The sequence below is a fragment of the Streptomyces sp. NPDC058872 genome, from assembly GCF_042743065.1.
Classification (GTDB): domain Bacteria; phylum Actinomycetota; class Actinomycetes; order Streptomycetales; family Streptomycetaceae; genus Streptomyces.
In genome coordinates, this window is the sequence record NZ_JBHYMK010000084.1 from 1 (window position 1) to 25947 (window position 25947).

A 25947-nucleotide genomic window follows, 5' to 3' on the forward strand; every position below is an offset into this window, starting at 1 on the left:
CAACCGCGGTGCCCACACCGAGATCCAGTCGATCAAGATCGCCACCCCGCGGGCGGTCGTCGTACGGGCTCGTCCGGGTGTCAGCCCTGGCGGGCGAGGTCCGCGGCACCGACCAGGCCGGCCTTGTTGCCGAGCTGGGCCGCGAGGACCTGCGCGTGCGGGCGCCACTGGCCGCCGATCAGCCAGCGGCGGAAGGACTTGCGGATCGGGTCGAGGACGAGGTCTCCCTCGTCGGAGACGCCGCCGCCGACGATGAACGCCGAGGGGTCGAAGAGCGAGGCCAGGTCGGCGAGGCCGGCGCCGGCCCAGCGGGCCAGCTCGCGGAAGGAGTCGACGGCCACCGGGTCGCCCGCGCGGGCGGCCTGGCTGACGTGCTTGCCCTCGATGCCCTCCGGGGTGCCGTCGCCGAGGCCGAGGAGCACCTCCGCGCGCTCCGGAGTGGCGTTGGCGCGCTGCCGGGCGTACCGCACGAGCGCCCGCCCGGAGGCGTACTGCTCCCAGCAGCCCTGGCTGCCGCAGCCGCACAGCAGGCCGTCCGGGACGACCCGGATGTGGCCGAACTCGGCGGCCACGCCGAAGCGTCCGCGGCGCAGCTTGTTGCCGATGATGATGCCGCCGCCGAGGCCGGTGCCGAGGGTGATGCAGATGACGTCCTCGTGGCCCTGGCCGGCGCCGAACCGGTACTCGCCCCAGGCCGCGGCGTTGGCGTCGTTCTCGACGACGACGGGCAGGCCGACCCGCTGCTCGACCTTGTCCTTGAGCGGCTCGTGCCGCCAGTCGATGTTGGGCGCGAAGAGGACGGTGGCGCGCTTGTCGTCGACGTATCCCGCGGCACCGATGCCGACGGCCTCGATCTGGTGGCCCTTGCCGGCCTCGGAGACCGCCGCGCAGATGGCGTCGACGATGCCCTCGGGGGTCGGCGGGGTGGGCACCTTGTGCGTGTCGAGGATGTTGCCCTCCTCGTCGACCACGCCGGCCGCGATCTTCGTGCCGCCGATGTCGACGCCGATGGTGAGTCCCATGTGTCCCTCAGTTTTCGGTCGAGCCCCGCTAAGCCCACCGTACCCGAGGGGAGGCGCCGTCCCGGTCAGTCCAGGTCGATGTGCTGGCCGGTTCCCGGCCCTTCGTCGTCCCCGCGGGGCCGGTCCGCGTCGCGGCGCGGGTCGTCCTGGGGGACCGCTTCGCCGCGGGTCCAGCGGCTCTCGTGCGCTTCGACGGCGGACCGGTAGGCGGCGAGGAGTTCGCTGCCCGCGGCGGCGAGGTGGTCGAAGACCTGTGGGTTGCGCTCGATGACGGGCTCGACGGCGGCCTTCGCCTGGTTGACGAACTGCTGCACGGTCTGTGCGGCCTGGCCGCCGAGGAGCGGGTGTCCGAGGCCGTCGGAAACCTTGTCGGCCACCGCCTCGAAGAGCTTGCGGAATTCTTCCGCGGGCGAGCCGGGCTCCGTCGCCCGTTGGGCCCGGCGGCGCGCCTGCTCCGCCTTCAGGTCCTCGGCGCACGCCTCGGCCCAGGCGTCCGAATCGCTCATGGCGTACTCCTCCGTGGCTGCGTACTTCGACGGTACACGGACTCAGGAGGTGCGGGGCCAGAGTCCGGGGTCGGGCGTGAAGCGCACCCGGAGGTCGCCCTCGACGAGCCCGGCGCCGGTGACGGTGCAGCGGCGCAGGGCTCCGGGCAGGGGGACGGCGCGGCGGAACGGGCCGACGGCCAGGAGCAGTTCGTCACCGCGGCGGACGAGGGAGAGCTCCTCCTTGACGGCTCCGGGCAGCGGGACGTGCCAGACGAGGACGCCGTCCTCCGCGCGCCGGTCCTCCACGGTCCACTCCGGTACGGGCGCGGGGAGCGCATCGGGGCGGGCGGGGGCGAGCAGGGCGAGGTCCTCCGCTCCCCGGGGGGCGCGGCCGAGGTGCGGGAGCTCGTCCAGCCCGCCGGCGGCGGTGCGGAGTCCTGCCAGGTGCCGGTGCTGTTCGGTGGTGAGTCCGGCGAGCCAGGGGTCCTCGGAGCCGGCGGGGAGGATCCGGTTGGCCACCACGGCGTCGAGTCCGAGGCGCTGGACGGCGAGGCCGAGCCGGGCGGTGCGCAGGGCGGGTTCGGCGCCGGGGCCGGGTTCGAGGACGAGGCGGACGGTGGTGGAGGGAGCCTCGATGACGGCCTGGACGGCGGCGAGCTCCGCCTCCCAGCGGGCGGTCGTCTCGTACAACCACTGCGCGGGCATGGGGACGCCGGCGAGCTGGGCGAGCATCGGGCGCAGGGCGCGGGCCGCCTGCCGCTCGGGGGGCAGGAGGCGGCCCAGGTAGCGGCGGAGCTGTCCGGGGAGGGCGAGGAGGGCGAGTGCCTCGCGGAGCGGGGGGAGGTCCACGACGGCGAGTTCGTGCGGCCCGTCGGCGGCATCGCGCAGCGCGCGCAGCAGGGCGAACGGGCGGCTGCCGGGGAGCTCGGTGAGTTCGGCCTCTTCGAGGGGCGCGGTGCCGAGCAGATCGAGGGCGGCACCGGAGCGGGCCTGGAGGGCCAGGAACTCGCGGCGGAAATCGGCGGCGGGCTCGGGGCGCAGGACCCGGAGCCTCCCCTCGGCGTCCGGGAGCGGGGCGGTGTCCTCGGAGACGAGGAGGACCCGGCGGCCGGCGTGCGCCCCGGCGAGGGCGGTCGCGGCGGCGACGGTGGTGCGTCCGGCACCGCCGGTCCCGGTGACAAGAATGATCCGCATGTGCGGGAACGTTACCGCTCTCGCTTGCCCGTGCCGTGGGCACCGCTCCCGGTGGAGCGGTGCTGCGCTCCCCGACCCCGTGGGGACTCCGGTGGCACGCGTGCCGCGCGGGCAGGGGCGGCGGTCACGGCACGGGGCGGGCGCGGGGGGTCACTCGCCGGATTCGACGCGCTTCTTCAGTCCGGCGAGGGCGCGGTCGATGATGACCTTCTCGGCCTTGCGCTTGATCATGCCGAGCATGGGGATCTTGACGTCGACGGTCAGCTGGTAGGTGACCTCGGTGCGGTCGCCGCCGAGCGGCTTCAGGAGGTAGGAGCCGTCGAGGGAGCGGAGCATCTGGGACTTGACCAGGGTCCAGCTGACCTCGTTGGCACCGGTCCAGGTGTACGCCAGGGTGTGGTCGTCCTTGATCGCGCCGGCGTCGAGGAGCAGCCGGACCTTCTCCGCACGCCCGGAGTCGTCGGCCGCCAGGACTTCGGCCTCCTTCACCTCGCCCGTCCACTCGGGGTAGCGGGCGAAGTCGGCGATCACACCCATGACGTCGGCCGGCGCCGCCTCGATGGTGATGCTCGAGCTGGTGTGTTCGGCCATCGCGGTGGCTCCTCCACTGTGCGGTCCGGCGGAAGTCAAGGGGGCACGGGCGTGCCGACGGAAGGCTATCGCGCCGCGGCTGCGGGCCCGTCACCACTCCAGGGCGAAGGGGCGACCGGTCGAGGCGAAGTGGCCGACGTTCACGCACTCGGTCGAGTCGATGCGCATCCGCCGGACCAGTGGCTGGTGGACGTGGCCGAAGAGGGCGTAGCGGGGCCGGACCCGGCGTATCGCGTCGAGGAGGGCCCGGCTGCCGCGCTCGAAGCGGCGGGCCACCGTGTCGTAGGTGAGCTCCGGCACCTCGGGCGGGATGTGGGAGCAGAGCACGTCGACCTCCCCGAGGGCCTCGACCTTCGCCGCGTACTCCTCGTCCGCGATCTCGTACGGGGTGCGCATGGGGGTGCGCAGGCCTCCTCCGACGAAACCGAAGACCAGGCCCCCGATCTCGATCCGGTCGCCGTCCAGGACGGTGGTGCCGGCGCCCGCGTACTCGGACCAGAGGCGGGGGATGTCGACGTTCCCGTAGGTGGCGTACGTGGGGGTGGGGAAGGCCGCGAAGAGTTCGGCGTACTGGCGGCGGACCGCGGCCTCGATGGCGGTGTCGCGGTCGACGTCGAGCCCCGCCCAGAGGCGGCGGCCCAGGTCGCGGGCCTCCTCGAAGCGGCGGGCGGTGCGGAGCTCGACGAGTCGGGTGGCGTTCTCGGCACCGAAGAGGTCGGGGAAGATGCCCCGGCTGTGGTCGGCGTAGTCGAGGAAGAGCACCAGGTCACCGAGGCACACGAGGGCGTCGGCCCCCTCCCCCGCCCGGGTGAGGTCGCCTGCGTTGCCGTGCACATCACTGACCACATGGACTCGCATGACCCCACCTTAGGGGGTGTCACCTGCGGTTACTTGGGAGTCGTGAAAGCCGTGGATTACTGTGCGCACGGTACCGTCACGCACGTGTGACACACGGAACATCTGGCCGGGACCCCCTATCGGGAACCATGTACTGGTGGGTAACGTCCGGGCAGTCCAATCGTGCTCACCCCCACTGAGCACCTGCCCGATCATGGACTACACCGGTGCATCACACAGAGCCGTGGCGCCGGCGCCCGATGAGGAGCAGCAGTCTTGCGCGAGTTCAGCCTTCCGGCCCTTTACGAGGTCCCGACGGACGGCAACCTGACGGATCTCATCCGCCGCAACGCCTCCCAGCACCCAGACGTCGCCGTGATGGGACGCAAGGTCGACGGCGTCTGGACCGACGTCACCGCCACCCAGTTCCTCGCGGAGGTCCGCGGGGTCGCCAAAGGCCTGATCGCCGCGGGGGTGGAGCCGGGCGACCGGATCGCGCTGCTGTCCCGCACCCGCTACGAGTGGGTGCTCCTCGACTTCGCGATCTGGAGCGCGGGCGCGGTGACCGTGCCGGTGTACGAGACGAGCTCGCCGGAGCAGATCCAGTGGATCCTCAGCGACTCGGGCGCGACCCTGGTGCTCGCCGAGAGCGCGGCGCACGGGGCCGCGGTGGAGTCCGTACGGGATCACCTGCCGCAGCTCAAGGGCGTCTGGCAGATCGAGGACGACGCGGTCGCGCGCCTCACCGCGGACGGCAGCGACGTCTCCGACGAACTCCTCGACGCCCGGATGTCGGCGGCGAACGCGGACGACCCGGCGACGATCGTCTACACCTCGGGCACGACGGGCCGCCCCAAGGGGTGCGTCCTCACCCACCGGGCCTTCTTCGCCGAGTGCGGCAACGTGGTGGAGCGACTGAAGCCCCTCTTCCGCACGGGCGAGTGCTCGGTCCTGCTCTTCCTGCCGGCCGCGCACGTCTTCGGGCGCCTCGTCGAGGTCGCGTCCGTGATGGCGCCGATCCGGCTGGGGTGCGTCCCGGACATCAAGAACCTCACCGATGAGCTGGCGTCGTTCCGGCCGACGCTGATCCTGGGCGTGCCGCGCGTCTTCGAGAAGGTCTACAACTCCGCACGGGCCAAGGCGCAGGCCGACGGCAAGGGCAAGATCTTCGACCGGGCCGCGCACACGGCCATCGCGTACAGCCGGGCGATCGGCACCCCCCAGGGCCCGTCCTTCGGGCTCAGGCTGAAGCACAGGATCTTCGACAAGCTGGTCTTCAGCAAGCTGCGGGCGGTGCTCGGCGGTCGCGGCGAGTACGCGATCTCGGGCGGCGCGCCGCTGGGCGAGCGGCTCGGCCACTTCTTCCGGGGCATCGGCTTCACCGTCCTGGAGGGGTACGGCCTGACGGAATCGTGCGCGGCGACCGCGTTCAACCCCTGGGACCGACAGAAGATCGGCACGGTGGGCCAGCCGTTGCCGGGCTCGGTGGTGCGGATCGCCGACGACGGCGAGGTGCTGCTGCACGGCGAGCACATCTTCTCGCGGTACTGGAACAACGAGGCGGCGACGGCCGAGGCGCTCACCGACGGCTGGTTCCACACGGGTGACATCGGCACCCTCGACGAGGACGGCTACCTCGCCATCACCGGCCGGAAGAAGGAGATCCTGGTGACGGCGGGCGGCAAGAACGTCGCCCCGGCCGTCATCGAGGACCGGATCCGGGCGCACGCGCTCGTCGCGGAGTGCATGGTGGTCGGCGACGGGCGTCCGTTCGTGGGCGCGCTGGTCACGATCGACGAGGAGTTCCTCGGGCGCTGGGCGGCCGAGCACGGCAAGCCCGCGGGGTCGACGGCGGCGTCCCTCCGTGAGGACGCGGAGCTCCTGGCGGAGGTCCAGCGGGCCGTCGACGACGGCAACTCCGCGGTGTCCAAGGCGGAGTCGGTCCGCAAGTTCCGCATCCTCCCCGCCCAGTTCACCGAGGAGGCGGGCCACATCACCCCGTCCCTGAAGCTGAAGCGGAACGTGGTGGCGAAGGACTTCGCGGACGAGATCGAAGCGATCTACGCCAAGTAGGGGCGGATGCGGAGGAGCCCGGGGCGACCTGATCGCCCCGGGCTCCTCCGCGCTTGCTACAGCAGCGCGCGCAGCCGCTCCGCGAGCAGGTCCCAGCGCCACCTCTCCTCCACCCAGGCCCGACCGCGCTCGCCCATGCGGACGCGGAGCTCCGGGTCGAGGAGGAGGGCGGCGACGCGGTCGGCCGTCTCCCCGGCGGACTCGCCGCGGACGACCCAACCGGTCTCGCCGTCGAGGACGGCGTCGGGCGCGCCGCCGGAGTCACCGGCGACGACGGGGAGCCCGGTGGCGGAGGCCTCCAGGTAGACGATGCCGAGGCCCTCGACGTCCAGCCCGCCCCGCCGGGTGCGGCAGGGCATGGCGAAGACGTCGCCCGCGCCGTAGTGGGCGGGCAGCTCGGACCAGGGAACGGCCCCGGTGAAGCGCACGGAGCCGGCCACGCCGGTCTCGGTGGCGAGCCGCCGCAGGTCCTTCTCGTACGGGCCCCCGCCGACGATCAGGAGCACGGCGTCCGGGACCCGGCGGAGGATCTCGGGCATGGCCAGGATCAGGGTGTCCTGGCCCTTGCGCGGGACGAGCCGGGAGACGCAGACGACGACGGGCCGGTCGCTGAGTCCGAGGCGGGCGCGCACCTCGGTGCCGCCCGAGTCGGGGTGGAAGGCCTTCTCGTCCACGCCCGGCGTCAGCTGGACCATGCGTCCGGCGGCGTCCGGCGTGAGGGCGGTCGCGATCCGGGAGCGGGTGTACTCGCCGAGGTGGGTGATCGTGTCGGTGCCCTCGCCGATGCGGCGGAGGAGCTGCCTGGCGGCGGGGAGCTGGGCCCAGCCCGCCTCGTGCCCGTGCGTGGTCGCGACGAGCCGTCGGGCGCCCGCCCGACGCAGCGCGGGCGCCATCAGGCCGAGCGGCGCGGCTGCGCCGAACCACACGGACGTGCAGTCGTGTTCGCGGAGCAGGGCGGTCGCCCGCGCGGTGACCCGAGGGGTCGGCAGCAGCATGGTGGTGTGGTCCCGGACGACCGTGAACGGCTGCTCGGCGTCGAACGCCGCCGTCGCCTCGACGCCTTCGCGGCTGCGCTTCCACGTGGAGGCGTAGACCACGATCCGGTCGGGATCCAGGCGGAGCGCCATGTTGTGCAGGAAAGCCTGGATTCCGCCGGGACGCGGCGGGAAGTCGTTGGTTACGATCAGGGTCTTGTGCATCGTGGCCGACAGTACGCGATCGCATCCACCGCCCGGCACCACCATCCCCCCGCAGCTCGGGGCCGACACGACGAGGACACGACAGTGACGACGGCTGCGGTGGAGAGTGGGTCGCGCACGGCCCTGCGGCTTCCGCTCGGGCTCTGGGGCCTCACCCGGGTGATCCTGTTGGTCTGCGTCTTCAAGGTCGTGGTGGTGCCCGGCCCGGACGTCACCTTCGACGTCTCGCACATCTACCAGGGCTGGTACGAGGTCCTGCGGACGGGCACCTACCCGTTGGACGACGTCACCTGGCAGTACCCGCCGGCCGCCGCGCTGGCGATCCTCTCCCCCGCCCTGCTGCCGTTCCTGGACTACGCGAGCGCCTTCTTCGTCCTCGCCTTCCTCTGCGACGCGCTCGTCTTCGGACTGCTCGTCCACACCGGCCACCGCGCGGGCCGCTCGCTGCGGGGCGCCTGGTTCTGGCTCGCCGGCGTTCCGCTGCTCGGCCCGACCGCGTACGCCCGGTACGACGTGATGGTGACCGCCGTCGCGGTGGCGGGGCTGCTCGCGGCGGTCCGCAGCCCGCGCGTGCTCGGCGCGCTGGCCGGCTTCGGCGCGGTCCTCAAGGTGTGGCCGGCGCTGCTCCTCGCAGGCACCCCGAAGGGGCGGGCGACCTTCCGCTCCTGGTCGGCCGCGGCGGGGGCGGGAGCCGCGGTGCTCCTGCTCTGCGTGCTGTGGATGCCGGGGGCGCTGGCCTTCCTCACCTTCCAGCGCAACCGCGGGACGGAGGTGGAGTCCCTGGGCTCGACGGTCTTCCACGTCGCCCGGCACTTCGGCTGGGAGGGCGAGGCGCGGATGAACTACGGCTCGATCGAATTCCTCGGCCCGTACGTGTCCGCGGTGTCGACGGCCGCGATGGTGTTGACGGTCGCCGCCTTCGGCTGGCTGCTGCTCTGGCGGCTCCGGGCGCGCCGCTTCGCCTCGTCGACCGTGGCGGACGCGGCCTTCGTGGCGGTGCTGCTGTTCACGACGACGAGCCGGGTGCTCTCCCCCCAGTACCTGTTGTGGCTGGTCGGTCTGGCCGCGGTGTGCCTCGCCTACCGGTCGAGCCGGATGCGGCTCCCCACCCACCTGGTGCTGTGGGCGACGGCGCTGACGCAGTTCGAGTTCCCGGTGTGGTTCTCGCACGTGACGCGGAGCGACCCGCTGGGCATGGCGGTGCTGTTCACCCGGAACGGCATGCTGCTCGCCGCCACGGTGATCGCCTGCCGGATCCTGTGGCGGCACACGGTGACGGAGGCACCGGTCGCCGTCACCGTCTCCATCCCCGCCCAGGCGACCCGGACGGAGCCGGCGGGGACCCTGACGGGCACGCACTGAGGCACGGTCCGGCACGCCCCGGGAACGGCCGGCACGCCCCGGGGACGGGCACGGGGCCCGACCCGTGCCGGAGGGCCGGGCAGAAGGGGCCGGGAGGGCTACCCCAACCGCTGTTGCAGATACGTCCGCCAGTCGGCGGTGAAGTCCTCCGGCGTGGTGTCGAGGACCTCTCGGAGGGCCTTCTCCACCGCACCGTCCCGGCCCGGGTGTTCGCCCACCGCCCGGTAGAACGCGGTCAGCTCCTCCTCGCCCCAGCGGTCGGCGATCAGCTCGCAGGCCAGCCAACCGCCCTCGTAGGCGCGGGCGAGGGCCTCCTGGTCGCTGCCGAAGGCGAAGGCGGCGTCGTCGGGGAGCTCCGCGGGAACCCCGCCCGCCAGGACCGCGCGGCGCAGCTCGGGGGCGGCCTGGGCGGCGGTGCGCCCGGTCCCCCGGTAGGCGACCCAGTCGGCGAAGCCCTCGGAGAGCCACACCGGAGTGGCCTTCGTCGTCCGGGCCCGGGTCGCGACGTGGGTGGCCTCGTGGGTGAGCACCAGCTGCTTGCCGAACGCGCCGAGCACCGCGTACGCGTCCGGGTTCACGGTCACCCGGTCCGCCGGCGCCCGTGGGCCGCCGTCCAGCCGGCCGGTCGTGACGGCCGCGATGCCCCGGTAGGAGGCCGCCGGTCCGCCGAGCAGCCGTCCCATCGCCTCGATCGACTCGGGCACGACGACCACGATCCGGCCCGCCCAGTCCCCGCTCCAGGCGCCCTGGACCGCGGGCACCGCCCGGTCCGCCGCCGCGGCGATCTCCTGCAGGCGCTCGGTGCTCTGCCCCACTCCGAGGACGAGGCTGTGCCGGCCGGTCACCGTCGTGACCTCCCCCTGCTGCCACAGCTGCTGCGGGGCACCCTCGGCGGCCCGGTCCCCGGTCACGTACCAGCGCCCGTCCCGTCGGACCAGGTCGAGGACCCGCTCCGTGGTGGCGGGTCCCGCGTCGTAGCCCTCGATCCGGTACCCCCACTCGGCCTCGACGGTCGCCCGCCCCTCGCCGGTGCGGTCGACGTCGGTGACCCGGTAGCTCCAGCCGCTCAGGGGCACCTTCGCGAGCCGGTCGAACTCGGTCCGCGCGGCCGGCAGGAGCGCGGGGTCCAGGTCCGCGAGGTAGCCGGCCTCGTCCCGGTCGCGCAGGGCCCGCGCGTGCCGGTCGAGCAGGGCCTGGACCTCCCCGGGGGCCGGACCGGCGGACTCGGGGGCGCCGCACCCGCCGAGGGCGAGCGCGGCGGCCAGCAGACAGGCGGCGGTGCCGCGCGCCGCTGCACTCCCCTGACCTGCCACGCCCTCGATCGTACGGGGCGCCGGAGGGAAGGAACCCGACGTCCGGGTGCGCGACGGGCCCGCACGAGTCGGTGCACACGGACCGGCGGAGACGTCAGACGCGGGTGACCGTCGCGTGCGACATCATGTTCACCGGGTCGTAGCGGACCCGTGCGCCCGGATAGGGGGCGTGGATGACCTGGCCGTTCCCGGCGTAGATCGCCACGTGGCTGGCGTCGCCGCGGTAGGTGACGAGATCGCCCGGCTGCGCCTGCGAGAGCGGCACCTGACGGCCCGCGTGCCGCTGCGCCGCGGAGGTCCGGGGCAGGCTGATCCCGGCCTGCCGGTAGGACCACACCATCAGGCCCGAGCAGTCGAAGGCAGAGGGTCCGGTCGCCCCCCACACGTACGGCCTGCCGATCGCGCTGCGGGCGGCGACCACCGCCGCGGCGGCCCGCGAGGGGGTCGGGCCGAGGTCGGCGAGCGGCGGCAGTTCCTCGGCGGGGCCCCCGGCCCGCTGGCCGGTGCGGGAGGCGCGCTCGTAGTCGGTGCGCTCCTCGACCGTGAGCGAGGCCAGCGCACGGCGGGCCTCGGCGAGCTTCCGCTCCACGGTGCGCTTGTGCCTGGCGACCTCGGCGCGGCTGCGTTCCAGTTCGACGAGGGCCGCACGGGCCTCGCTGCGCTTCTGGCCCAGTCGACGCTGCTCTCGCTGGAGTTCGCCGAGTGCGGCCCCCTGCCGGACGGTGGCCCGGTCCAGGGCCGAGGCCCGGTCCAGATAGCTGTCCGGGTCGGAGGAGAGCAGCAGGGCGAGCGCGGGGTCCATGCCGCCGGAGCGGTACTGGGCGCCGGCGACGGAGCCGAGCGCGCCCCTCATCCGGTTGATGCGCTCCTGGCCCCGGGCGAGGCCGTCCTGCGCCCGGGAGACCGTCCGGCGCAGCTCGTCCGCCTTCTCGTCCGCACGGTTGTAGCCCTCCGTGGCCTTCTCCGCCTCCTCGAAGAGGCGGTCGATGGTGGCCCGGGTGGCCGCGGTGCCCGCCCCGGGATCCGCGCTCGCGGGGACGGCTCCGAGGGAGGCGGCAGCAGTGGCCGCAGCAGCGGTGAGGAGGGTGACCCGGGCGGGTCGGCGGTGGGACGCCACGAATCGCGCTCCGTTCGGCTCGACGCGGACTGGAGCGCCAGACAGTAGCCGCTGATCACGCCGCGTCCAACGAAGGCAACGGGCGCACGACGTGACGCCCCGCCGGAGAACACAGGTCACCGGCGGGGCGTCAGGTCAGTGCGCGTCGCCGCAAACCACCCGATCGGGCGGCACGGCACAGCGGGTCGCGGTCCGTCAGATGCGGACGCCGAACTGGAAGGTGCCCATGTAGTTCATGGACTCGTAGCGGACGACGGCGCCCGGCTTGGGGGCGTGCAGGATCGTGTTGTTGCCGGCGTACAGGCCCACGTGCGACAGGCTGTTGAAGAAGACCAGGTCGCCCGGCTTGAGCTGGCTGCGGCCGATCTTCACGCCGTCGTTCTGCTGGGTGTAGGTGGTGCGGGTGAGCTGGACGCCGGCCTGGCGGTAGGCCCACTGCGTCAGGCCCGAGCAGTCGTACGCATTGGGGCCGGTGCCGCCGGAGACGTACGGCTTGCCGAGCTGGGTGGCGGCGGCGGAGAGGGCGGCGGCACCTCGCTGGGAGGCCGGCACCTCGTTGCCGAGGCTGACGCGCTCGCCGGCGGCACGGCTGGCGCGCTGCTCCTTCTCCTCCATCTCGGCGCGCTCGGCGGCGGTGAGGGTGTTGAGCAGCTTCTGCGCCTCGGCGAGCTTGCCCTGGAACTTCTTCTTCTTCTCGCCGAGGGTCTTGCGGACGTCCTCGAGGTCGGCCAGCTTCGTGGAGGCCTCGGCCCGCTGCTGGGCCAGGGTGCGCTGCTTGGCCTGGATCGAGGTGAGCACATCGGCCTGCTGGGCGCTCAACTGGTCGATCGCGGACGCCTTGTCGAGGTAGGTGTCCGGGTCGGAGGAGAGGAAGAGCTGGAGCGCCGGGTCGATGCCTCCGGAGCGGTACTGGGCGCTGGCGACCGAACCGATCTGGTCGCGCAGGGTGTTGAGCTCCTGCTGGCCGCGGGCCACCTTGTCCTGGAGGTTGCCGATCTCCTCCTGGAGCTTGCCGCGGCGCTCTTCCGCGAGGTTGTACTGCTCCGTGGCCTCTTCGGCCTCGTGGTGCAGCTCGTCGACCTTCGACTTGACCTCGTCGATCTTGGGCTTGGCGGGGGCCGCCTGGGCGCCGGACTGGGCGGTGAGGGCGACGGCCGCGGCTGCGGTCACGGTGAGCACGGTCACACGGGTGCGGCTCGGCTGCTTGGGACGACGGTGGGACGCCACGAAGGCGAGCTCCTTCTGCCTCGAGCCGCCCAACCGGTCACGGACAGGCGGTTCCTCCGCCGTCACCCCGGATGGGTGATCGACCGCGCGAAGGTTCGAAGCCAGACCCTAGTGACCAAGTTGTGATCAGTTCAAATCCCCCTGGCAAAAATCTCGCCCACCAGCCACTTTCTTCGCGGGCACCACACGGGCAGTGAGGGCCACTTGACGATGAGCTAACCACAATTCGGTCATAAGGAGCAGGAGTTGCCATGCCTCACGAGAGGCGCGAAAGCCGCTTCAGCAACAAGACGGACGCCACCGGGCGCGCCCCCGACTTCGCAACGCCGTCCGCCACTTCACGGTCGGTGGAGACCACCACGACCGGCCTCCCCGGCGGCTCCGCCCGGACCAGCTGGCGGATCAACTCGTCCGCCGTGACACCGGGCTTGGAGAACAGCACCCGGACCCCTCGCGGCGGTGCGAGCAGCACCGGAGCCGCCAGCTCGGCACCGTCGAAGACACAGGTGACCTCGGCTCCCGAACGGGCCGCCAGGGCCGAGAGACCACCGAGCAGCCGCAACCGCTGCTTCTCCAGCGGCATCGTCGGGTAACCGGTCTTGGTGACGTTGTAGCCGTCGACGACCAGATGCGCCTGCGGCAGGGCGAGCAGCTGGTCGAGCAGGGCCGGGTCCGTCTCGGAGAGCGCCCGTGCCGCGATGTCCTTCGGGGACATGCGGCCCGGCTCCACCGCGTCCACGGTGTCCGCGGGATGCATGGAGACCGGCGGCAGGGCGAGCTCTCGACGCAGCCCCTGGGCCGCGTCGAGCACCGTGTCGAGCAGCAGCCGCAGCCGCATGTCCTCCACCGAGCGCCCTTCGCGGGCGCCCCGGCGGCTCGTCTCCAGGGCCGCCTCGGCCTCGCCGAGCCGGGCCTTGAGCCGCCGGGTCTCGCTCTCGGCGGCCGACACCCGTGTCGCCGCCTCCGCCCGCACGGCCTCGATCTCGCCCTGCGCCTTGCGCAGGGCGGCCTCCCCGCGCTTGACGTCGCTCTGCACACTGCGCAGCTTGCGCTGAAGCGATTCCGCTTCCTTGCGGGCAGCTTCGAGGTCGTGCCGGAGCTGCTCGGTCTCGCCCCGGGAACGGTCCCGGGCCGTGGCGAGCTCTTCGCGCAGCCGCTCCAGCTCGCGCCGACCGGCCTCGTCGGCGCGCTCGGCATCGGCCCGCTGGGCCTCCTCACCGGCCGCGGCGACGAGCTTGACCCACCCGGCCGGGCGCAGCACGTACGCAGCCGCCGCCACGTCAACGGGGTCGGCGGCAGCGGGCGGGGTGCCGCCCTCCACGGCTCCGGCCAGTTCGGGCTGGTCCTGCTTGAAGCGCTCGCCGATCCGCTGCCGGAAGACCGGATCGCCCTCCAGGGCCGTGGCCATGGCGTTCCCGGCGAACTTGGCCCGCCGGCTCGCGGTGAAGCGCGCGTACTGGCGCAGGGGCGCGGGCAACTCTGCGACGGTCAGCCCGCCGAAGGCGTCCGCGACCAGCGCGATCACCCTCCGTCGCACGCCTTCCGGCAGTGGGTGGTCGAGCGTCTCGGCAGCGTCACCTGCCGCGCCGGCCGGCTCGCCACCGTGCGCGGGCTGCTCCACGTTCCGTCACCCCTATGTCATCCGCGCCGTCCCTCAGGAGGCGGCGCCCGGCCTGTCCACCAACTCGATCTGGTCCACCGCGTTGCACCAGCGGCAGCGGACCGACTCGATGGTCTCACTGACCACCTGCCGCTCCTCGACCGTGGGTTCGCCGGCGAGGTCCAGATGGACGTACTCCACGACCTTGGAGGACCGGGTCACGTCGAAGCGGGTCAGGTTGCCGCAGAGCGTGCAGCGCCAGCGGGTCTCGGCGGTCGGCAGGGGAACCGTCGTCATCGTGCCGTCCTTCTTCCTGTTGCGTGGTGCCAGGTGCGGGAGCCGCGGTGCGCCGTCGAACTGCGGTAGTGATGCCCGTAACCCTACGGCCTCGGGGGAAGGGCGGGGCACGGCGAGGCGCTCTGTCCACTTCGACCCCGGTACGCCATGATCTGTCCGTGATCGAATGGCGAGGTGCGGTCCTCGGCGCCTGGCGGGGCGTCCGCAGCGGACCCTCGGTGACGTACGGGCTGATCGCCGCCTGCTGCCTCCTGTTCGTGGCCGGTCCCGTCTCCGGCCTCAACCCGGCGTACGGCACGGGCGAGGAGCTCCTGGCGGCCCAGGGAGCCTACTTCCGCCGCTGGGGCGTGGTGCCCGCCGAGCTGATGGGCGGCGAGCCGCGGGCCCTGCTCACCCCGCTGACCGCGCTCTTCGTCCACGGCAGCTGGCTGCACCTGTTGGGCAACATGCTCTTCCTCTTCGTCTTCGGCGCGATGGCCGAGGAGCGCATGGGCCCGCTCGGGTTCTCCCTCTTCTACCTGTGCACCGGCTACCTGGCGCTGCTCGGGTACGCGGCGGCCCACGCGACCAACGAACAGACCCTGGTCGGGGCGTCGGGGGCGATCTCCGCGGTGCTCGGGGCCTTCCTCTTCCTCTTCCCCCGCTCCCGGGTCACCAGCCTCTTCCCCTTCCTGTTCTTCCTGCCGCTGCGCTTCCCCGCCTGGATCGTGCTGATCTTCTGGTTCACGCTGCAGTGGCTGGCCGCGCGGGCGGCGGGCGCGGGTCCCGGCGTTGCCTATCTGGCCCACGTCGTGGGCTTCTCCGTCGGCTTCCTCTACGCCTGGGGGCGCTACCGGGGTGGGGATAGAGTGAAGGCCCAAGCCGCGGCGACCGAGGGAGAAAGCCAGCCGTGATCACCGCGATCGTGCTCATCAAGACCAGCGTGGACCGCATCCCGGAGATCGCCGAGTCGATCGCCGCGCTCGACAGCGTCAGCGAGGTCTTCTCGGTGACCGGTACGTACGACCTGATCGCGATGGTCCGGGTGCCGCGCCACGACGACCTGGCGGACGTGATCCCCGGCCGCATCAGCAAGATCCCGGGCGTCGAGGCCACCGACACCCACGTCGCCTTCCGCACGTACTCCCAGCACGACCTGGAGGCGGCCTTCGCCATCGGCCTGGAGTCCTGAGACCGCGTACGCGGCACGGGCGGAGGGGGCTCCCGACCGGGAGGCCCCCTTCACCCGTACGAGTGAGCCGTCAGCCGCGGTCGGGGACGCAGCGGCCGTCCTCGGTGCGGTACTTCCAGCGGGCGCCGTCCCGGACGAGGGTCCGCACCGCATCGACGAAGCGCTCCACGTGCTCGTCCGGCGTACCGGCACCGAAGCTCACCCGGACGGCGTTCAGGGCGGGGCCGCCGTCCGCCCCCTGCCCCCCGCACTCGCCCGGGTCCCGGCGGTCCGCGCCGAGCAGCGTGCGGACCAGCGGGTGGGCACAGAAGAGACCGTCGCGGACGCCGATGCCGTACTCGGCGGAGAGCGCGGCGGCGAGGTGGGAGCCGTTCCAGCCCTCCACGACGAAGGAGAGGACGCCGACGCGGGGCGCCCCGTCGCCGAAGAGCGAGAGGAAGCGCACTTCGGGCACTTCGGCGAGGCCCTCGCGGACCTTGGCGATCAGGTGCTGCTCACGGGCGACCAGGGAATCGAAGCCGGCCTCGGTGAGCGCCTTGCAGGCGGAGGCGACGGCATGGGCGCCGATGACGTTCGGGGAGCCGGCTTCGTGCCGGGCCGCGGTGGTGTGCCACTCCACGTCCACTCCCCCGTCGGCCCGACGGGCCACCGTGCGGGAGGCTCCGCCGCCGGCGAGGTAGGGCTCGGCCTCCTGCAGCCAGTCGGGGCGCCCGGCGAGGACGCCGGCGCCGAAGGGGGCGTACAGCTTGTGCCCGGAGAAGGCGACCCAGTCCACGTCCCACTCCCGCACGGAGATCGGGTGGTGGGGGGCGAGCTGGGCGGCGTCGAGCACGATCCGGGCACCGTGCGCATGAGCGGCGGCGGCCAGCTCCTTCACCGGCCACAGCTCGCCGGTGACGTTGGAGGCGCCGGTGACGCAGACGAGGGCGGGGCCGTGGGGCTCGCGGTCGGCGAGGGCCCGCTCCAGGGCCTCGACGGCCTGGGCCGGGGTGCGGGGCGCGTCGAGGTAGGTCACGCGGGGCCCGCTTCCCCCGTTGCGCCCGGTGGCCCGGACGGACTCCCAGGGGAGCAGGGAGGCGTGGTGTTCGGTCTCGAAGACGAAGACCTGACAGTCGGCCGGGAGCGCGCGGGCGAGCAGGTTGAGCGAGTCGGTGGTGGAGCGGGTGAAGACGACCTGGTCGCCGGGGCGGCAGTCGAGGAACTCGGCCACGGTGGCGCGGCTGCTCTCGAAGAGGTCGGTGGAGAGCTGCGAGAGGTAGCCGGCGCCGCGGTGGACGCTGCCGTAGTAGGGGGCGTACGCGGCGACGTCGTCCCAGACCCGCTGGAGGGCCGGCGCGCTGGCGGCGTAGTCGAGCGCCGCGTAGGTCACCTCGCCGCCGGTGACGAGCGGGACCGTGACCTCCCGACCGAGGACCGACAGCGGGGCGGCACAACAGGGCTCGGTGGACTCGACCGTGGTGGACTCGACCGTGGTGGCGACGGCGTGCGGGGTTGCGGACATGGCGGTATCTCCCGGCGGGCGGTGCGGAATGGCTTCGGATCCCGTACGCGGCCCGGTGGCGGGGTACGGGTGGTGCCTCGGAGACGGCGCGGGGCGCGGGCCCGCGTGCGCACGGGCACGCGGAAGTGACCCTGTTCCGAGGGGGGAAGAAGGGGCGCTGTCGCCCTATCGCATTCGCTTGCTCACGGAAAACGCTCCTCGAAGAACCAGGACCCCTGGTGTGTCGAGGGGTCCGCGCTTGCCGTGGACCTCGCTGCCCACGGCCCGGTCTTCACCCGGGGCACCCCGCCACGGACGGAGGGTTGCCGGACAGCTAGCCGGGGCTTCACAGCTGTCACTCATGACCTGCCACGCATCCTGCCACATGATCGCGGAAACGCAAGACCCCGGTCCGGATGCCGGACCGGGGCCGGGCGCGGACGCCGCGCCGACTACGCGTTGCTGGCCGCGATCCAGCGGTCGAGGGACCGTCGGGCCGCACCGGAGTCGATGGACTCGGCCGCCCGTGCGATGCCCGCGGCCAACTGCTCCGTCAGGGTGCCGCTGCCGGGCTCCAGGGCGGTGAGCGCAGCCGCCGCGTTGAGCAGCACCGCGTCCCGCACCGGGCCGGTCTCCCCCGCGAGGAGGCGGCGGGCCACATCGGCGTTGTACGAGGCGTCGGCGCCGCGCAGGGCCTCCAGCGGCACCAGCTCGATGCCGACGTCCCGCGGGTCGAAGCGCTCCTCGGTGACGCCGCCGTCCCGGACCACCCACACCCGGGAGGTGGCGGTGGTGGTCAGCTCGTCCAGGCCGTCGTCCCCCCGGAAGACAAGTGCGGAGTTGCCGCGCTCGGCGAAGACGCCGGCGACGACCGGCGCCATGCGGGGGTCGGCGACCCCGACCGCCTGGGCCCGCACCTTGGCCGGGTTGGTCAACGGGCCGAGGACGTTGAAGGTGGTGCGGATGCCCAGTTGGCCGCGGGCCGCGGCGACGTGCCGGAGCGAGGGGTGGAACTTCACCGCGAAGCAGATGGTGATGCCGGCTTCCTCGGCGACCTCGGCGACCCGCTGCGGGGTCAGGTGCAGGTTGATGCCGAGCTTCTCCAGGACGTCGGAGGAGCCGGAGGCGGAGGAGGCGGCGCGGTTGCCGTGCTTGACGACCTTCGTCCCCGTGCCGGCGACCACGATCGACGCCATGGTGGAGATGTTGACGGTCTTGGCTCCGTCGCCGCCGGTGCCGACGATGTCGACGGCGGGCCCCGGCACCTCGATGAGGTTGGCGTGCTCGTACATGGTCCGGACGAGGCCGGTGATCTCCTGCACCGTCTCGCCCTTGGCGCGCAGCGCCACCATGAACCCGGCGATCTGGGCGTCGGTCGCCTCGCCGCTCATGATCAGGTCCATCGCCCAGGCGGTGTCGTCGGCGGACAGGTCCTTGCCGTCGAGCAGTCCGTTCAGCAGGACGGGCCAGGAGCGGCCCGCCGTGGTAGGTCCTCCAGCGGGGGTCGCGGTGCTCATGGCCGGCTCCAGGTGATCACGTGACGGATACGCCCCCACCCTATCGACCTCCGGGCACGGCAAAGAGCCCCGTCCATCGAATGGACGGGGCTCTTGCCGTGGCGACCGTGGTGTCCCCCCGCTCAGGGGAATCCCGGAGCGGGGGAGGTCAGGAGGAAGGGGCGATCAGTGGTGGCCGTGGCCGCTCTGGATCTCCTTGTACTCCTCGACCGTGGGCTTGGCGACCTGGCTGTCGTCGCCGTAGTAGCCCTTGTTGAGCTTGACCCGGAGCTTCTCCATGCGGCCGACCTTGCGCTCCACGCCGTTCTCGTCGACGGCCGGCGGAAGCTCCGCCGGCGCGTACTGCTCGTGCGCGGTGAGGCGGTGCAGTTCGCCCTGGCTGAGCGGCTCGTGGACCTCGACGAACTCACCGTGCGGCAGGCGCTTGATGATGCCGGACTCGCGGCCGTGCAGCACCTTGTCCTTGTCCCGGCGCTGGAGGCCGAGGCAGATCCGCTTGGTGACGATGAACGCGATGACCGGGCCGAGGAAGAAGAAGATCCGGACGAACCAGGTGATCGAGTTGATCGACAGGTGGAAGTGCGTGGCCCAGAGGTCGTTGCCGCCACCGACGAGCATGATCATGTACGCGGTGATCCAGGCGACGCCGAAGGCGGTGCGCGTCGGAGCGTTGCGCGGGCGCTGCGCGATGTGGTGCTCGCGCTTGTCGCCGGTGATCCAGGACTCGATGAACGGGTAGACCGCGATGGCCGCGAGGACCGCCGGGAAGATCGCCAGCGGAATCATCACGCCCAGGACCAGCGTGTGGCCCCAGAGGTTGATCTCCCAACCCGGCATGACGCGGATCAGGCCCTCGGCGAAGCCCATGTACCAGTCGGGCTGGGCGCCGGTGGACACCTGGTCCGGTCGGTACGGGCCGAGGGCCCAGATCGGGTTGATCGAGGCGATCGCCGCGATGATCGCGATGACGCCGAAGACCAGGAAGAAGAAGCCTCCGGCCTTCGCCATGTACACCGGCAGCAGCGGCATGCCGACGACGTTCTTGTTGGTGCGGCCGGGGCCCTCGAAGTGCGTGTGCTTGTGGACGAACACCAGGATGAGGTGGGCGACCACCAGGCCCAGCATGATGCCGGGCAGCAGCAGCACGTGCGCCGAGTAGAACCGGGCCACGAAGTCGCCGCCGGGGAACTCCCCGCCGAACAGGAACATCGACAGGTAGGTGCCGATGACCGGGACGGACAGGATCGCGCCCTGCATGAAGCGGACACCGGTGCCGGAGAGCAGGTCGTCCGGGAGCGAGTAACCGGTGAAGCCGGTGAACATGCCCAGGAAGAACAGCAGGAAGCCGAACAGCCAGTTGATCTCACGCGGCTTGCGGAAGGCACCGGTGAAGAACACGCGCATCATGTGCACGAACATGCCGGCGAGGAAGATCAGCGCCGCCCAGTGGTGGATCTGCCGGATGAGCAGACCACCGCGCACCTCGAAGGAGATGTGCATGGTCGAGTTGAACGCCTCGGACATCAGCTGTCCCTGGAGCGGGACGTACGGTCCGACGTACTCCACCTCGTTCATCGACGGGTGGAAGAACAACGTCAGGTAGACGCCCGTCAGGATGATGATGAGGAAGCTGTAGAGGCAGATCTCGCCCAGCATGAAGGACCAGTGGTCCGGGAAGATCTTCCGCATGTTGGCCTTGGCCAACGTGTAGATCCCCAGGCGGCCGTCGGCCCAGTCGGCGACCCGCTCTCCGGCGGGTGCCTTCTTCTGCGTATCGGTCACAGTGCTCATCCGCGCTCCCAGAATGCAGGACCGACGGGCTCGTCGAAGTCGCCGAGCGCCTCCAGGAAGCCCTTGTCGTTCACGCCGATCCGCAGCTGCGGAAGGGCGTGACCGGCCGGGCCGAAGATGACGCGGGCGCCGTCGGAGAGGTCGAAGGTGGACTGGTGGCACGGGCAGAGCACGTGGTGGGTCTGCTGCTCGTACAGGGAGATCGGGCAGCCCACGTGGGTGCAGATCTTGGAGAACGCGACGATGCCCTCGTGGGACCACTCGAGCTCGCGCTTGTCCTTGATGTCCTCCGGCTGGATCCGGACGATCATCAGGGCGGCCTTGGCGATCTCGGTCTGGAAGTGCTCGTCGTGCTCCGAGAGGCCCTCGGGCATCGCGAAGGTCAGCGAACCGACCGCGACGTCCTCGGGACGCAGCGGCTCGTGGGTGTTCATGTTGATGAGCTGGAGCCCCTTGGTCCACAGCGTGGTCCGGAGCTTCTTCTCGGGCAGCGGGCCCATGTCGCGCAGCAGGACGATGCCGGAGAGCGGTACGAGCGACAGCGCGCCGAACATCGTGTTGCGGATGAGCTTGCGGCGGCCCATGCCCGACTCCGCGGCACCGGCCGCGAAGTCCGCCATGACCTTCGCCTTGACCTCGGGCGACGCCTCCATGGGGTGGCGCTCGTCGGCGACCTCGACGTCGGACATCAGGGTGCGGGCCCAGTGGACCGCACCCGCGCCGATGAAGAAGAGCGCGGAACCGAGGGTCAGGCCCAGGGCGAAGTTGAGCGCGGACACCCGACCGAAGGGCCAGATGTACACGATCTTGTCGACCGGGAAGATCACGTACGAGGCGATGAAGCCGACGGTGGCCAGCATCGACAGCGTGAACATGAAGGCGACCGCACGCTCGGACCGGCGTGCGGCCCGCTCGTCGATGTCCTGGATGCGGGGCTTGTGGGGCGGGAGGCCCGGGTCGGCGAACGGGTTGTCGGCGACCTTCACCGCGCCGTGCGCGGTGTCCTGCCCTGCCGGCAGGTTCTCTTCAGGAATCTCTTGGGTACTCATGACTTCTTGGCCTTAGCGGTGTGGGCCGCGACCCAGACGGCAACTGCGATCAGCGCACCCAGACCGAAGATCCAGGCGAACAGGCCCTCGCTGACGGGACCGAGGCCGCCGAGCTTGAGACCGCCCGGGTTGTCGGCCTTGTCGCTGTTGACGGCCTGGACGTACGCGATGATGTCCTTCTTCTCCTTCTCCGGCATCGTCGTGTCAGGGAAGGAGGGCATGTTCTGCGGGCCGGTCTGCATGGCCTCGTAGAGGTGCTTCGGGCTCACGCCTTCGAGGCTCGGGGCGTACTTGCCGTAGGTCAGCGCGCCGCCCTCACCGGTGAAGTTGTGGCACTGGGCACAGTTACTGCGGAACAGTTCACCGCCCTTGGCGATGTCGGCACCCGCGGGGTTGTACTGGGCCTCGGTCGGCGTGATCGGGCCGGCACCGAGAGAGGCGACGTACGCCGCGAGCTGATCGATCTCAGCCTGCGAGTAGATGACCTTCTTCTTCGGGACCTGGGCGCCCGGCTGCTGGGCCGGCATGCGGCCGGTGCCGACCTGGAAGTCGACCGCGGCGGAACCGACGCCGACCAGGGACGGGCCGTCAGAGGTGCCCTGACCGCCGGTTCCGTGGCAGCTGGCGCAGCCGACGGAGTAGAGCTTCTTGCCCTCCTCGATGGCGAGGGACTGGGCGGTTTCATCGGCCTTCGCCGTGCCCGCGGGCGCGAACGCGGCGTACAGCCCCCCAGTGGCCGCCAGCGCGAGGAGTAGGACGACGACCGCCGCCAGCGGATGGCGTCGTCGTGCGGAGAGCTTTTTCACGGATTACCCCGGTGTCAGGATCTTCTGCGTCGATGCTTGCTGGATGTCTCGGTCCGCCGTGGAGGCGGAACCGATTACTTGATCATGTAGATCGTGGCGAAGAGGCCGATCCAGACGACATCGACGAAGTGCCAGTAGTAGGACACGACGATGGCGGCGGTTGCCTGCTCGTGAGTGAACCTCCTGGCGGCGTACGTCCGGCCGAGGACCAGCAGGAAGGCGATGAGACCGCCCGTCACGTGCAGGCCGTGGAAGCCGGTGGTCAGGTAGAACACGGTGCCGTACGGGTCCGACGAGAGCGAGAGGCCCTCGTGCTTGACCAGCTCGGTGTACTCGAAGACCTGGCCGCCGATGAAGATCGCACCCATCACGAAGGTGATGATGAACCACGTCCGGAGCTTCTTCACGTCGCCCCGCTCGGCGGCGAAGACGCCGAGCTGACAGGTGAGGGAGGAGAGCACCAGGATCGTGGTGTTCGTCGCGGAGAACGGAAGGTTCAAGGCCTCGGCCTTTTCCGTCCAGAACTCCGCGCCCATCACGGATCGCAGGGTGAAGTACATCGCGAAGAGGGCCGCGAAGAACATCAGCTCGGAGCTCAACCAGATGATGGTTCCGACGCTGGTGAGGTTCGGTCGATTGACCGACGGGTGCGCGTGCCCTGTTTCTACTGTCGTTACTGTCGCCACGACCGACATTATGTCGGTCGCTTATCCCGCCCTCACTCCGGGGGGTGCCGTTCGGAGTGTCAGGGGGGTGTGTCGGGCCCGAACGGCCCAGTGCCGGAGCTTCCGGGCACCCTTCGAACAGGTGTTGAACGGGTGTTGACGGGGTGTGGACCGGAGTAGCATCCGGCGCATCGATCGACGACCTTCCCACGGACTTCCCCACGGAGGAACGATGCAGTCGAGTGCCACGGTCCTGGTCTACAGCGACGACGCGAACACCCGGGCGCAGGTGCGGCTCGCGGCCGGGCGCAGGCCCGCGAGCGACGTTCCCCCGATCGAGTTCGTGGAGTGCGCGACGCTCCCCGCCGTCCTGAAGGCCCTGGACGGGGGCGGGATCGACGTGTGCGTGCTCGACGGCGAGGCGGTGCCCGCCGGGGGCATGGGCGTCTGCCGGCAGATCAAGGACGAGGTCTTCCGCTGCCCGCCGGTCCTGTTGCTCATCGGGCGCCCCCAGGACGCCTGGCTGGCCACCTGGAGCCGTGCGGACGCCGCGGTCACCCTTCCGGTGGAACCGGTCGAGTTCGCGGCGTCCCTGGCCTCCCTGCTGCGCTCGCGCCTGTCGATCGACGCCTGAGCGGGCCGGGGCTCCCGCGCCGCTCAGATCGACGGCCGGAGCCGCGCCTTCTCGGCGGGGGCCACCGGGTTTCCGGCGGCCTCCACCAGGGCGCTGCCCTGGCGCCACTTGTCCCACGACAGGTTCCAGTCCCCGAAGCCGTTGCCGAAGGGCGCCATCGTGTCACCGGCGCTGTTGACGGTCTTGACGATGTCCCCGGGGCGGACGGTCTCGAAGAACCAGGCGGCGTTCCCCATCGACATGCCGACGCAGCCGTGGCTGACGTTCGCCACGCCCTGGGAACCGACGGACCAGGGGGCGGCGTGCACGTACTCGCCGCTCCAGGTGACCCGGGTGGCGTAGTACACGGGCAGGTCGTACGAGTCGGAACTGCCCTCCGCGATGCCGATGCTGGTCCCCCTCATCCGGACGTAGTACTCCTTGCCCAGGATGACCTTGATGCCGTTTCGGGTGGAGAAGCCCGGTTTGCCGGTGGTCACCGGAATGGTGTTGATCACTTCTCCGTTGCGCTTCACCGTCATGTAGTGCGACCCGGCGTCCGCGATCGCCTCGATCCGGTCCCCGATGGTGAGCTTCAGCGGCTCGGACGCTCCGCCGTAGAGCTTGTCGCCCACCTTGATGCCGTCCAGGTTCCCGGTGACCTGGACGAGCGCCCCGGCCGGCCAGTACTCCTTCGGACGGAAGTGCAGCTTCTTGTCGTCCACCCAGTACCAGGCCCCTTCGACGGCGGGCGTGGAACGGACCTTGAGCGCCCGTTCGACGACGGCGCGCGCCGACCGGTCCTTGACGGGGAGGCTGAGCTCCGCGGTGATGGGCTGACCGACGCCGTAGGTGCCCGTCTGGGGCCCGAAGGCGACGGTCAGGGCCCGTTTGGCCGGTGCCGTCTCGAAAGTGAACGTACGGGCTCCCGGAGCGCCGTCCTCGTCCTCGGTGGCCACCCGAACGGTGTACCGGGCGCCGGCCGCCAGGGCGGCCGTGGAACGCCACCGCCGGCCGTCCGCGGTGAGTTCGCCCGCGAGGTGGTGCCCCGCGTCGTCGACGGCGGTGACGTCGGTGATGCGCCCCTCGTCACCCTTCACGGTGATTTCCAGGGGCTTCTCCGGGTCCGCCTTCGCTCCGTCCGCGGGGGCGCTGACGGCGAGCTGGTCCACCGCGTCGTACGCCTTCACCGACAGCGGATGGCCCTCGGACCCCGTACAGGCGGTGGCGCCCGCGGTGACGGTTACGGCCAGAAGAGTGCAGCTCAGAACAGTCCGAATGCGCGGCGTGTCGTTCATGACTTCACGCTAAGGACAATCCTCACCCCCAGCGCGTCGAGTGCTGCAAAAGAGGGGCCCGGACGCTTCGGTGACGAAGTGTCCGGGCCCCTCGGTGTGCTCCGGTGCGGAGCGGGGTACTGCTACTGGTTCTGGTTCTCGCCGCGGTAGAACTCGAAGACCCAGCCGAACAGGCCGACGAGGATCAGCGGGGCGGAGAAGTACAGCAGCCACCAGCCCATCGCGATGGCGAGGAAGGCGAGCGCACCGCCGATGGCCAGCGAGAGCGGCTGCCAGCTGTGCGGGGCGAAGAAGCCCACCTCACCGGCCTCGTCCGCGACGTCGGCCTCCTTGTCGTCCTGCGCCATCGCGTCGACCCGCTTGGCCGTGAAGGCCAGGTAGTAGCCGATCATGATGGCCAGGCCGAAGGCCAGGAAGAGCGCCGTCGTACCGACCGGCTCCTTGGACCAGACGCCGTAGAGGATCGCCATGGCAAGGATGAAGACGCTCAGCCAGATGAACATCTTGCCCTGGATCTTCACTTGCCGGCCTCCTTGCCGCCGGTGAGGGCCTCCACCTCGTGGGGCTTGTTCTCGAGCTGGTCGAGAGCAGCGATCTCGGGGTGGTGCAGGTCGAACGCCGGGGATTCGGAACGGATCCGCGGCAGGGTGAGGAAGTTGTGCCGCGGCGGCGGGCAGGAGGTCGCCCACTCCAGCGAGCGGCCGTAACCCCACGGGTCGTCGACCTCGATCTTCTTGCCGTACTTGGCGGTCTTCCAGACGTTGTAGAAGAACGGCAGGATCGACAGGCCGAGCAGGAACGAGGAGATCGTCGAGATCGTGTTCAGCGTGGTGAAACCGTCGGCGTCCAGGTAGTCCGCGTAACGACGCGGCATGCCCTCGGCACCGAGCCAGTGCTGCACCAGGAACGTGCCGTGGAAGCCCACGAACAGCGTCCAGAAGGTGATCTTGCCGAGGCGCTCGTCGAGCATCTTGCCGGTGAACTTCGGCCACCAGAAGTGGAAGCCGGAGAACATCGCGAAGACCACGGTGCCGAAGATGACGTAGTGGAAGTGCGCCACGACGAAGTACGAGTCGGAGACGTGGAAGTCCATCGGGGGCGAGGCCAGGATGACGCCGGTCAGACCACCGAAGGTGAAGGTGATCAGGAAGCCGACGGCCCAGAGCATCGGGGTCTCGAAGGACAAGGAGCCCTTCCACATCGTTCCGATCCAGTTGAAGAACTTCACGCCGGTCGG

The 25947-nt window shown here is 71.3% G+C and carries 25 protein-coding genes and 1 riboswitch; of the genes, 5 read left to right on the forward strand and 20 right to left on the reverse strand.

Going from position 1 to position 25947, the window contains the following annotated elements; genetic code table 11:
- Positions 1–80: 80 nt before the first annotated feature.
- The 5 genes from ACFW22_RS32930 to ACFW22_RS32950 form a co-directional block, all read right to left on the reverse strand.
- Positions 81–1022 carry an ROK family glucokinase gene (locus tag ACFW22_RS32930; protein WP_384885930.1) on the reverse strand — a complete coding sequence of 314 codons (942 nt, stop codon included), beginning with the start codon at positions 1020–1022 and terminating at the stop codon, positions 81–83.
- A gap of 65 nt (positions 1023–1087) precedes the next feature.
- A complete protein-coding gene (locus ACFW22_RS32935; protein WP_386411842.1) occupies positions 1088–1528 on the reverse strand; it encodes a DUF5304 domain-containing protein in 441 nt (146 codons plus the stop codon).
- A gap of 42 nt (positions 1529–1570) precedes the next feature.
- Positions 1571–2704 (reverse strand): ArsA-related P-loop ATPase, encoded by a 1134-nt coding sequence (locus ACFW22_RS32940; RefSeq protein ID WP_386411843.1) that lies wholly within the window; start codon positions 2702–2704, stop codon positions 1571–1573.
- A gap of 150 nt (positions 2705–2854) precedes the next feature.
- Positions 2855–3295 (reverse strand): SRPBCC family protein, encoded by a 441-nt coding sequence (locus ACFW22_RS32945; protein WP_386411845.1) that lies wholly within the window; start codon positions 3293–3295, stop codon positions 2855–2857.
- Between the two features lie 90 nt (positions 3296–3385).
- Positions 3386–4153 (reverse strand): metallophosphoesterase, encoded by a 768-nt coding sequence (locus tag ACFW22_RS32950; protein ID WP_384885937.1) that lies wholly within the window; start codon positions 4151–4153, stop codon positions 3386–3388.
- A gap of 255 nt (positions 4154–4408) precedes the next feature.
- Between ACFW22_RS32950 and ACFW22_RS32955 the strand changes: the two genes are divergently transcribed.
- Positions 4409–6205, forward strand: a complete 1797-nt coding sequence (locus ACFW22_RS32955) for an AMP-dependent synthetase/ligase (protein WP_386411847.1) — start codon at positions 4409–4411, stop codon at positions 6203–6205.
- A 56-nt stretch (positions 6206–6261) separates the two neighbouring features.
- Here ACFW22_RS32955 and ACFW22_RS32960 read toward each other — a convergent pair whose 3' ends face one another.
- Positions 6262–7404 carry a glycosyltransferase family 4 protein gene (locus tag ACFW22_RS32960; RefSeq protein WP_386411849.1) on the reverse strand — a complete coding sequence of 381 codons (1143 nt, stop codon included), beginning with the start codon at positions 7402–7404 and terminating at the stop codon, positions 6262–6264.
- Positions 7405–7488: 84 nt separating this feature from the next.
- Between ACFW22_RS32960 and ACFW22_RS32965 the strand changes: the two genes are divergently transcribed.
- Positions 7489–8766, forward strand: a complete 1278-nt coding sequence (locus tag ACFW22_RS32965) for a glycosyltransferase 87 family protein (protein ID WP_386411851.1) — start codon at positions 7489–7491, stop codon at positions 8764–8766.
- Between the two features lie 98 nt (positions 8767–8864).
- Here ACFW22_RS32965 and ACFW22_RS32970 read toward each other — a convergent pair whose 3' ends face one another.
- The 5 genes from ACFW22_RS32970 to ACFW22_RS32990 all read right to left on the reverse strand — a co-directional run bounded on the left by ACFW22_RS32970 (position 8865) and on the right by ACFW22_RS32990 (position 14320).
- A complete protein-coding gene (locus ACFW22_RS32970; RefSeq protein WP_386411853.1) occupies positions 8865–10079 on the reverse strand; it encodes a hypothetical protein in 1215 nt (404 codons plus the stop codon).
- Positions 10080–10173: 94 nt separating this feature from the next.
- Complete coding sequence (locus tag ACFW22_RS32975; RefSeq protein WP_386411855.1) at positions 10174–11196, reverse strand: NlpC/P60 family protein; 1023 nt, start codon at positions 11194–11196, stop codon at positions 10174–10176.
- A 195-nt stretch (positions 11197–11391) separates the two neighbouring features.
- Positions 11392–12423 (reverse strand): NlpC/P60 family protein, encoded by a 1032-nt coding sequence (locus ACFW22_RS32980; RefSeq protein WP_386411858.1) that lies wholly within the window; start codon positions 12421–12423, stop codon positions 11392–11394.
- A gap of 256 nt (positions 12424–12679) precedes the next feature.
- Positions 12680–14044 (reverse strand): NYN domain-containing protein, encoded by a 1365-nt coding sequence (locus tag ACFW22_RS32985; RefSeq protein ID WP_386411860.1) that lies wholly within the window; start codon positions 14042–14044, stop codon positions 12680–12682.
- 33 nt (positions 14045–14077) lie between these two features.
- Positions 14078–14320, reverse strand: coding sequence for a hypothetical protein (locus ACFW22_RS32990; protein ID WP_015033005.1), 243 nt, complete (start codon positions 14318–14320; stop codon positions 14078–14080).
- Positions 14321–14478: 158 nt separating this feature from the next.
- Here ACFW22_RS32990 and ACFW22_RS32995 point away from each other — a divergent pair, with 158 nt between their 5' ends.
- Together ACFW22_RS32995 and ACFW22_RS33000 are read left to right on the forward strand one after the other, a co-directional pair.
- Positions 14479–15213: a rhomboid family intramembrane serine protease gene (locus ACFW22_RS32995; protein ID WP_384883782.1), complete on the forward strand. Its 735-nt coding sequence runs from the start codon at positions 14479–14481 to the stop codon at positions 15211–15213.
- Positions 15210–15491, forward strand: coding sequence for an Lrp/AsnC family transcriptional regulator (locus ACFW22_RS33000; protein WP_017238849.1), 282 nt, complete (start codon positions 15210–15212; stop codon positions 15489–15491). Before ACFW22_RS32995 ends, ACFW22_RS33000 begins: the two co-directional genes overlap by 4 nt.
- Before the next feature lie 70 nt (positions 15492–15561).
- On the opposite strand, the gene ACFW22_RS33005 is transcribed toward ACFW22_RS33000, so the two are convergent.
- The 6 genes from ACFW22_RS33005 to ACFW22_RS33030 form a co-directional block, all read right to left on the reverse strand.
- Complete coding sequence (locus tag ACFW22_RS33005; protein ID WP_386411863.1) at positions 15562–16992, reverse strand: aminotransferase class V-fold PLP-dependent enzyme; 1431 nt, start codon at positions 16990–16992, stop codon at positions 15562–15564.
- A gap of 229 nt (positions 16993–17221) precedes the next feature.
- Positions 17222–17338, reverse strand: a riboswitch (SAM riboswitch).
- 85 nt (positions 17339–17423) lie between these two features.
- The gene (trpD, locus tag ACFW22_RS33010; RefSeq protein ID WP_384883788.1) at positions 17424–18488 is read right to left on the reverse strand and encodes an anthranilate phosphoribosyltransferase; all 1065 of its coding nucleotides are present in this window, start codon (positions 18486–18488) and stop codon (positions 17424–17426) included.
- Between the two features lie 165 nt (positions 18489–18653).
- Positions 18654–20279, reverse strand: a complete 1626-nt coding sequence (locus ACFW22_RS33015) for a cytochrome bc complex cytochrome b subunit (protein ID WP_386411865.1) — start codon at positions 20277–20279, stop codon at positions 18654–18656.
- Entirely contained in the window at positions 20276–21328 is a 1053-nt protein-coding gene (locus ACFW22_RS33020; RefSeq protein ID WP_386411867.1) for a Rieske 2Fe-2S domain-containing protein, read from the reverse strand. Before ACFW22_RS33020 ends, ACFW22_RS33015 begins: the two co-directional genes overlap by 4 nt.
- Positions 21325–22134, reverse strand: a complete 810-nt coding sequence (locus tag ACFW22_RS33025) for a c-type cytochrome (protein ID WP_386411869.1) — start codon at positions 22132–22134, stop codon at positions 21325–21327. Before ACFW22_RS33025 ends, ACFW22_RS33020 begins: the two co-directional genes overlap by 4 nt.
- Positions 22135–22208: 74 nt before the next feature.
- Positions 22209–22829: a heme-copper oxidase subunit III gene (locus tag ACFW22_RS33030; protein ID WP_386411871.1), complete on the reverse strand. Its 621-nt coding sequence runs from the start codon at positions 22827–22829 to the stop codon at positions 22209–22211.
- 202 nt (positions 22830–23031) lie between these two features.
- On the opposite strand from ACFW22_RS33030, the gene ACFW22_RS33035 reads away from it, so the two are divergent.
- Positions 23032–23433, forward strand: coding sequence for a hypothetical protein (locus ACFW22_RS33035; RefSeq protein ID WP_384883801.1), 402 nt, complete (start codon positions 23032–23034; stop codon positions 23431–23433).
- Positions 23434–23456: 23 nt separating this feature from the next.
- Here ACFW22_RS33035 and ACFW22_RS33040 read toward each other — a convergent pair whose 3' ends face one another.
- From ACFW22_RS33040 to ACFW22_RS33050, 3 genes are all read right to left on the reverse strand, one after another.
- Entirely contained in the window at positions 23457–24710 is a 1254-nt protein-coding gene (locus ACFW22_RS33040; RefSeq protein ID WP_386411873.1) for an Ig-like domain-containing protein, read from the reverse strand.
- Between the two features lie 122 nt (positions 24711–24832).
- Complete coding sequence (locus tag ACFW22_RS33045; RefSeq protein ID WP_041128840.1) at positions 24833–25231, reverse strand: cytochrome c oxidase subunit 4; 399 nt, start codon at positions 25229–25231, stop codon at positions 24833–24835.
- On the reverse strand, positions 25228–25947 hold a 720-nt coding region (locus tag ACFW22_RS33050), incomplete at its 5' end, for a cbb3-type cytochrome c oxidase subunit I (RefSeq protein WP_386411875.1). The genes ACFW22_RS33045 and ACFW22_RS33050, both read right to left, overlap by 4 nt.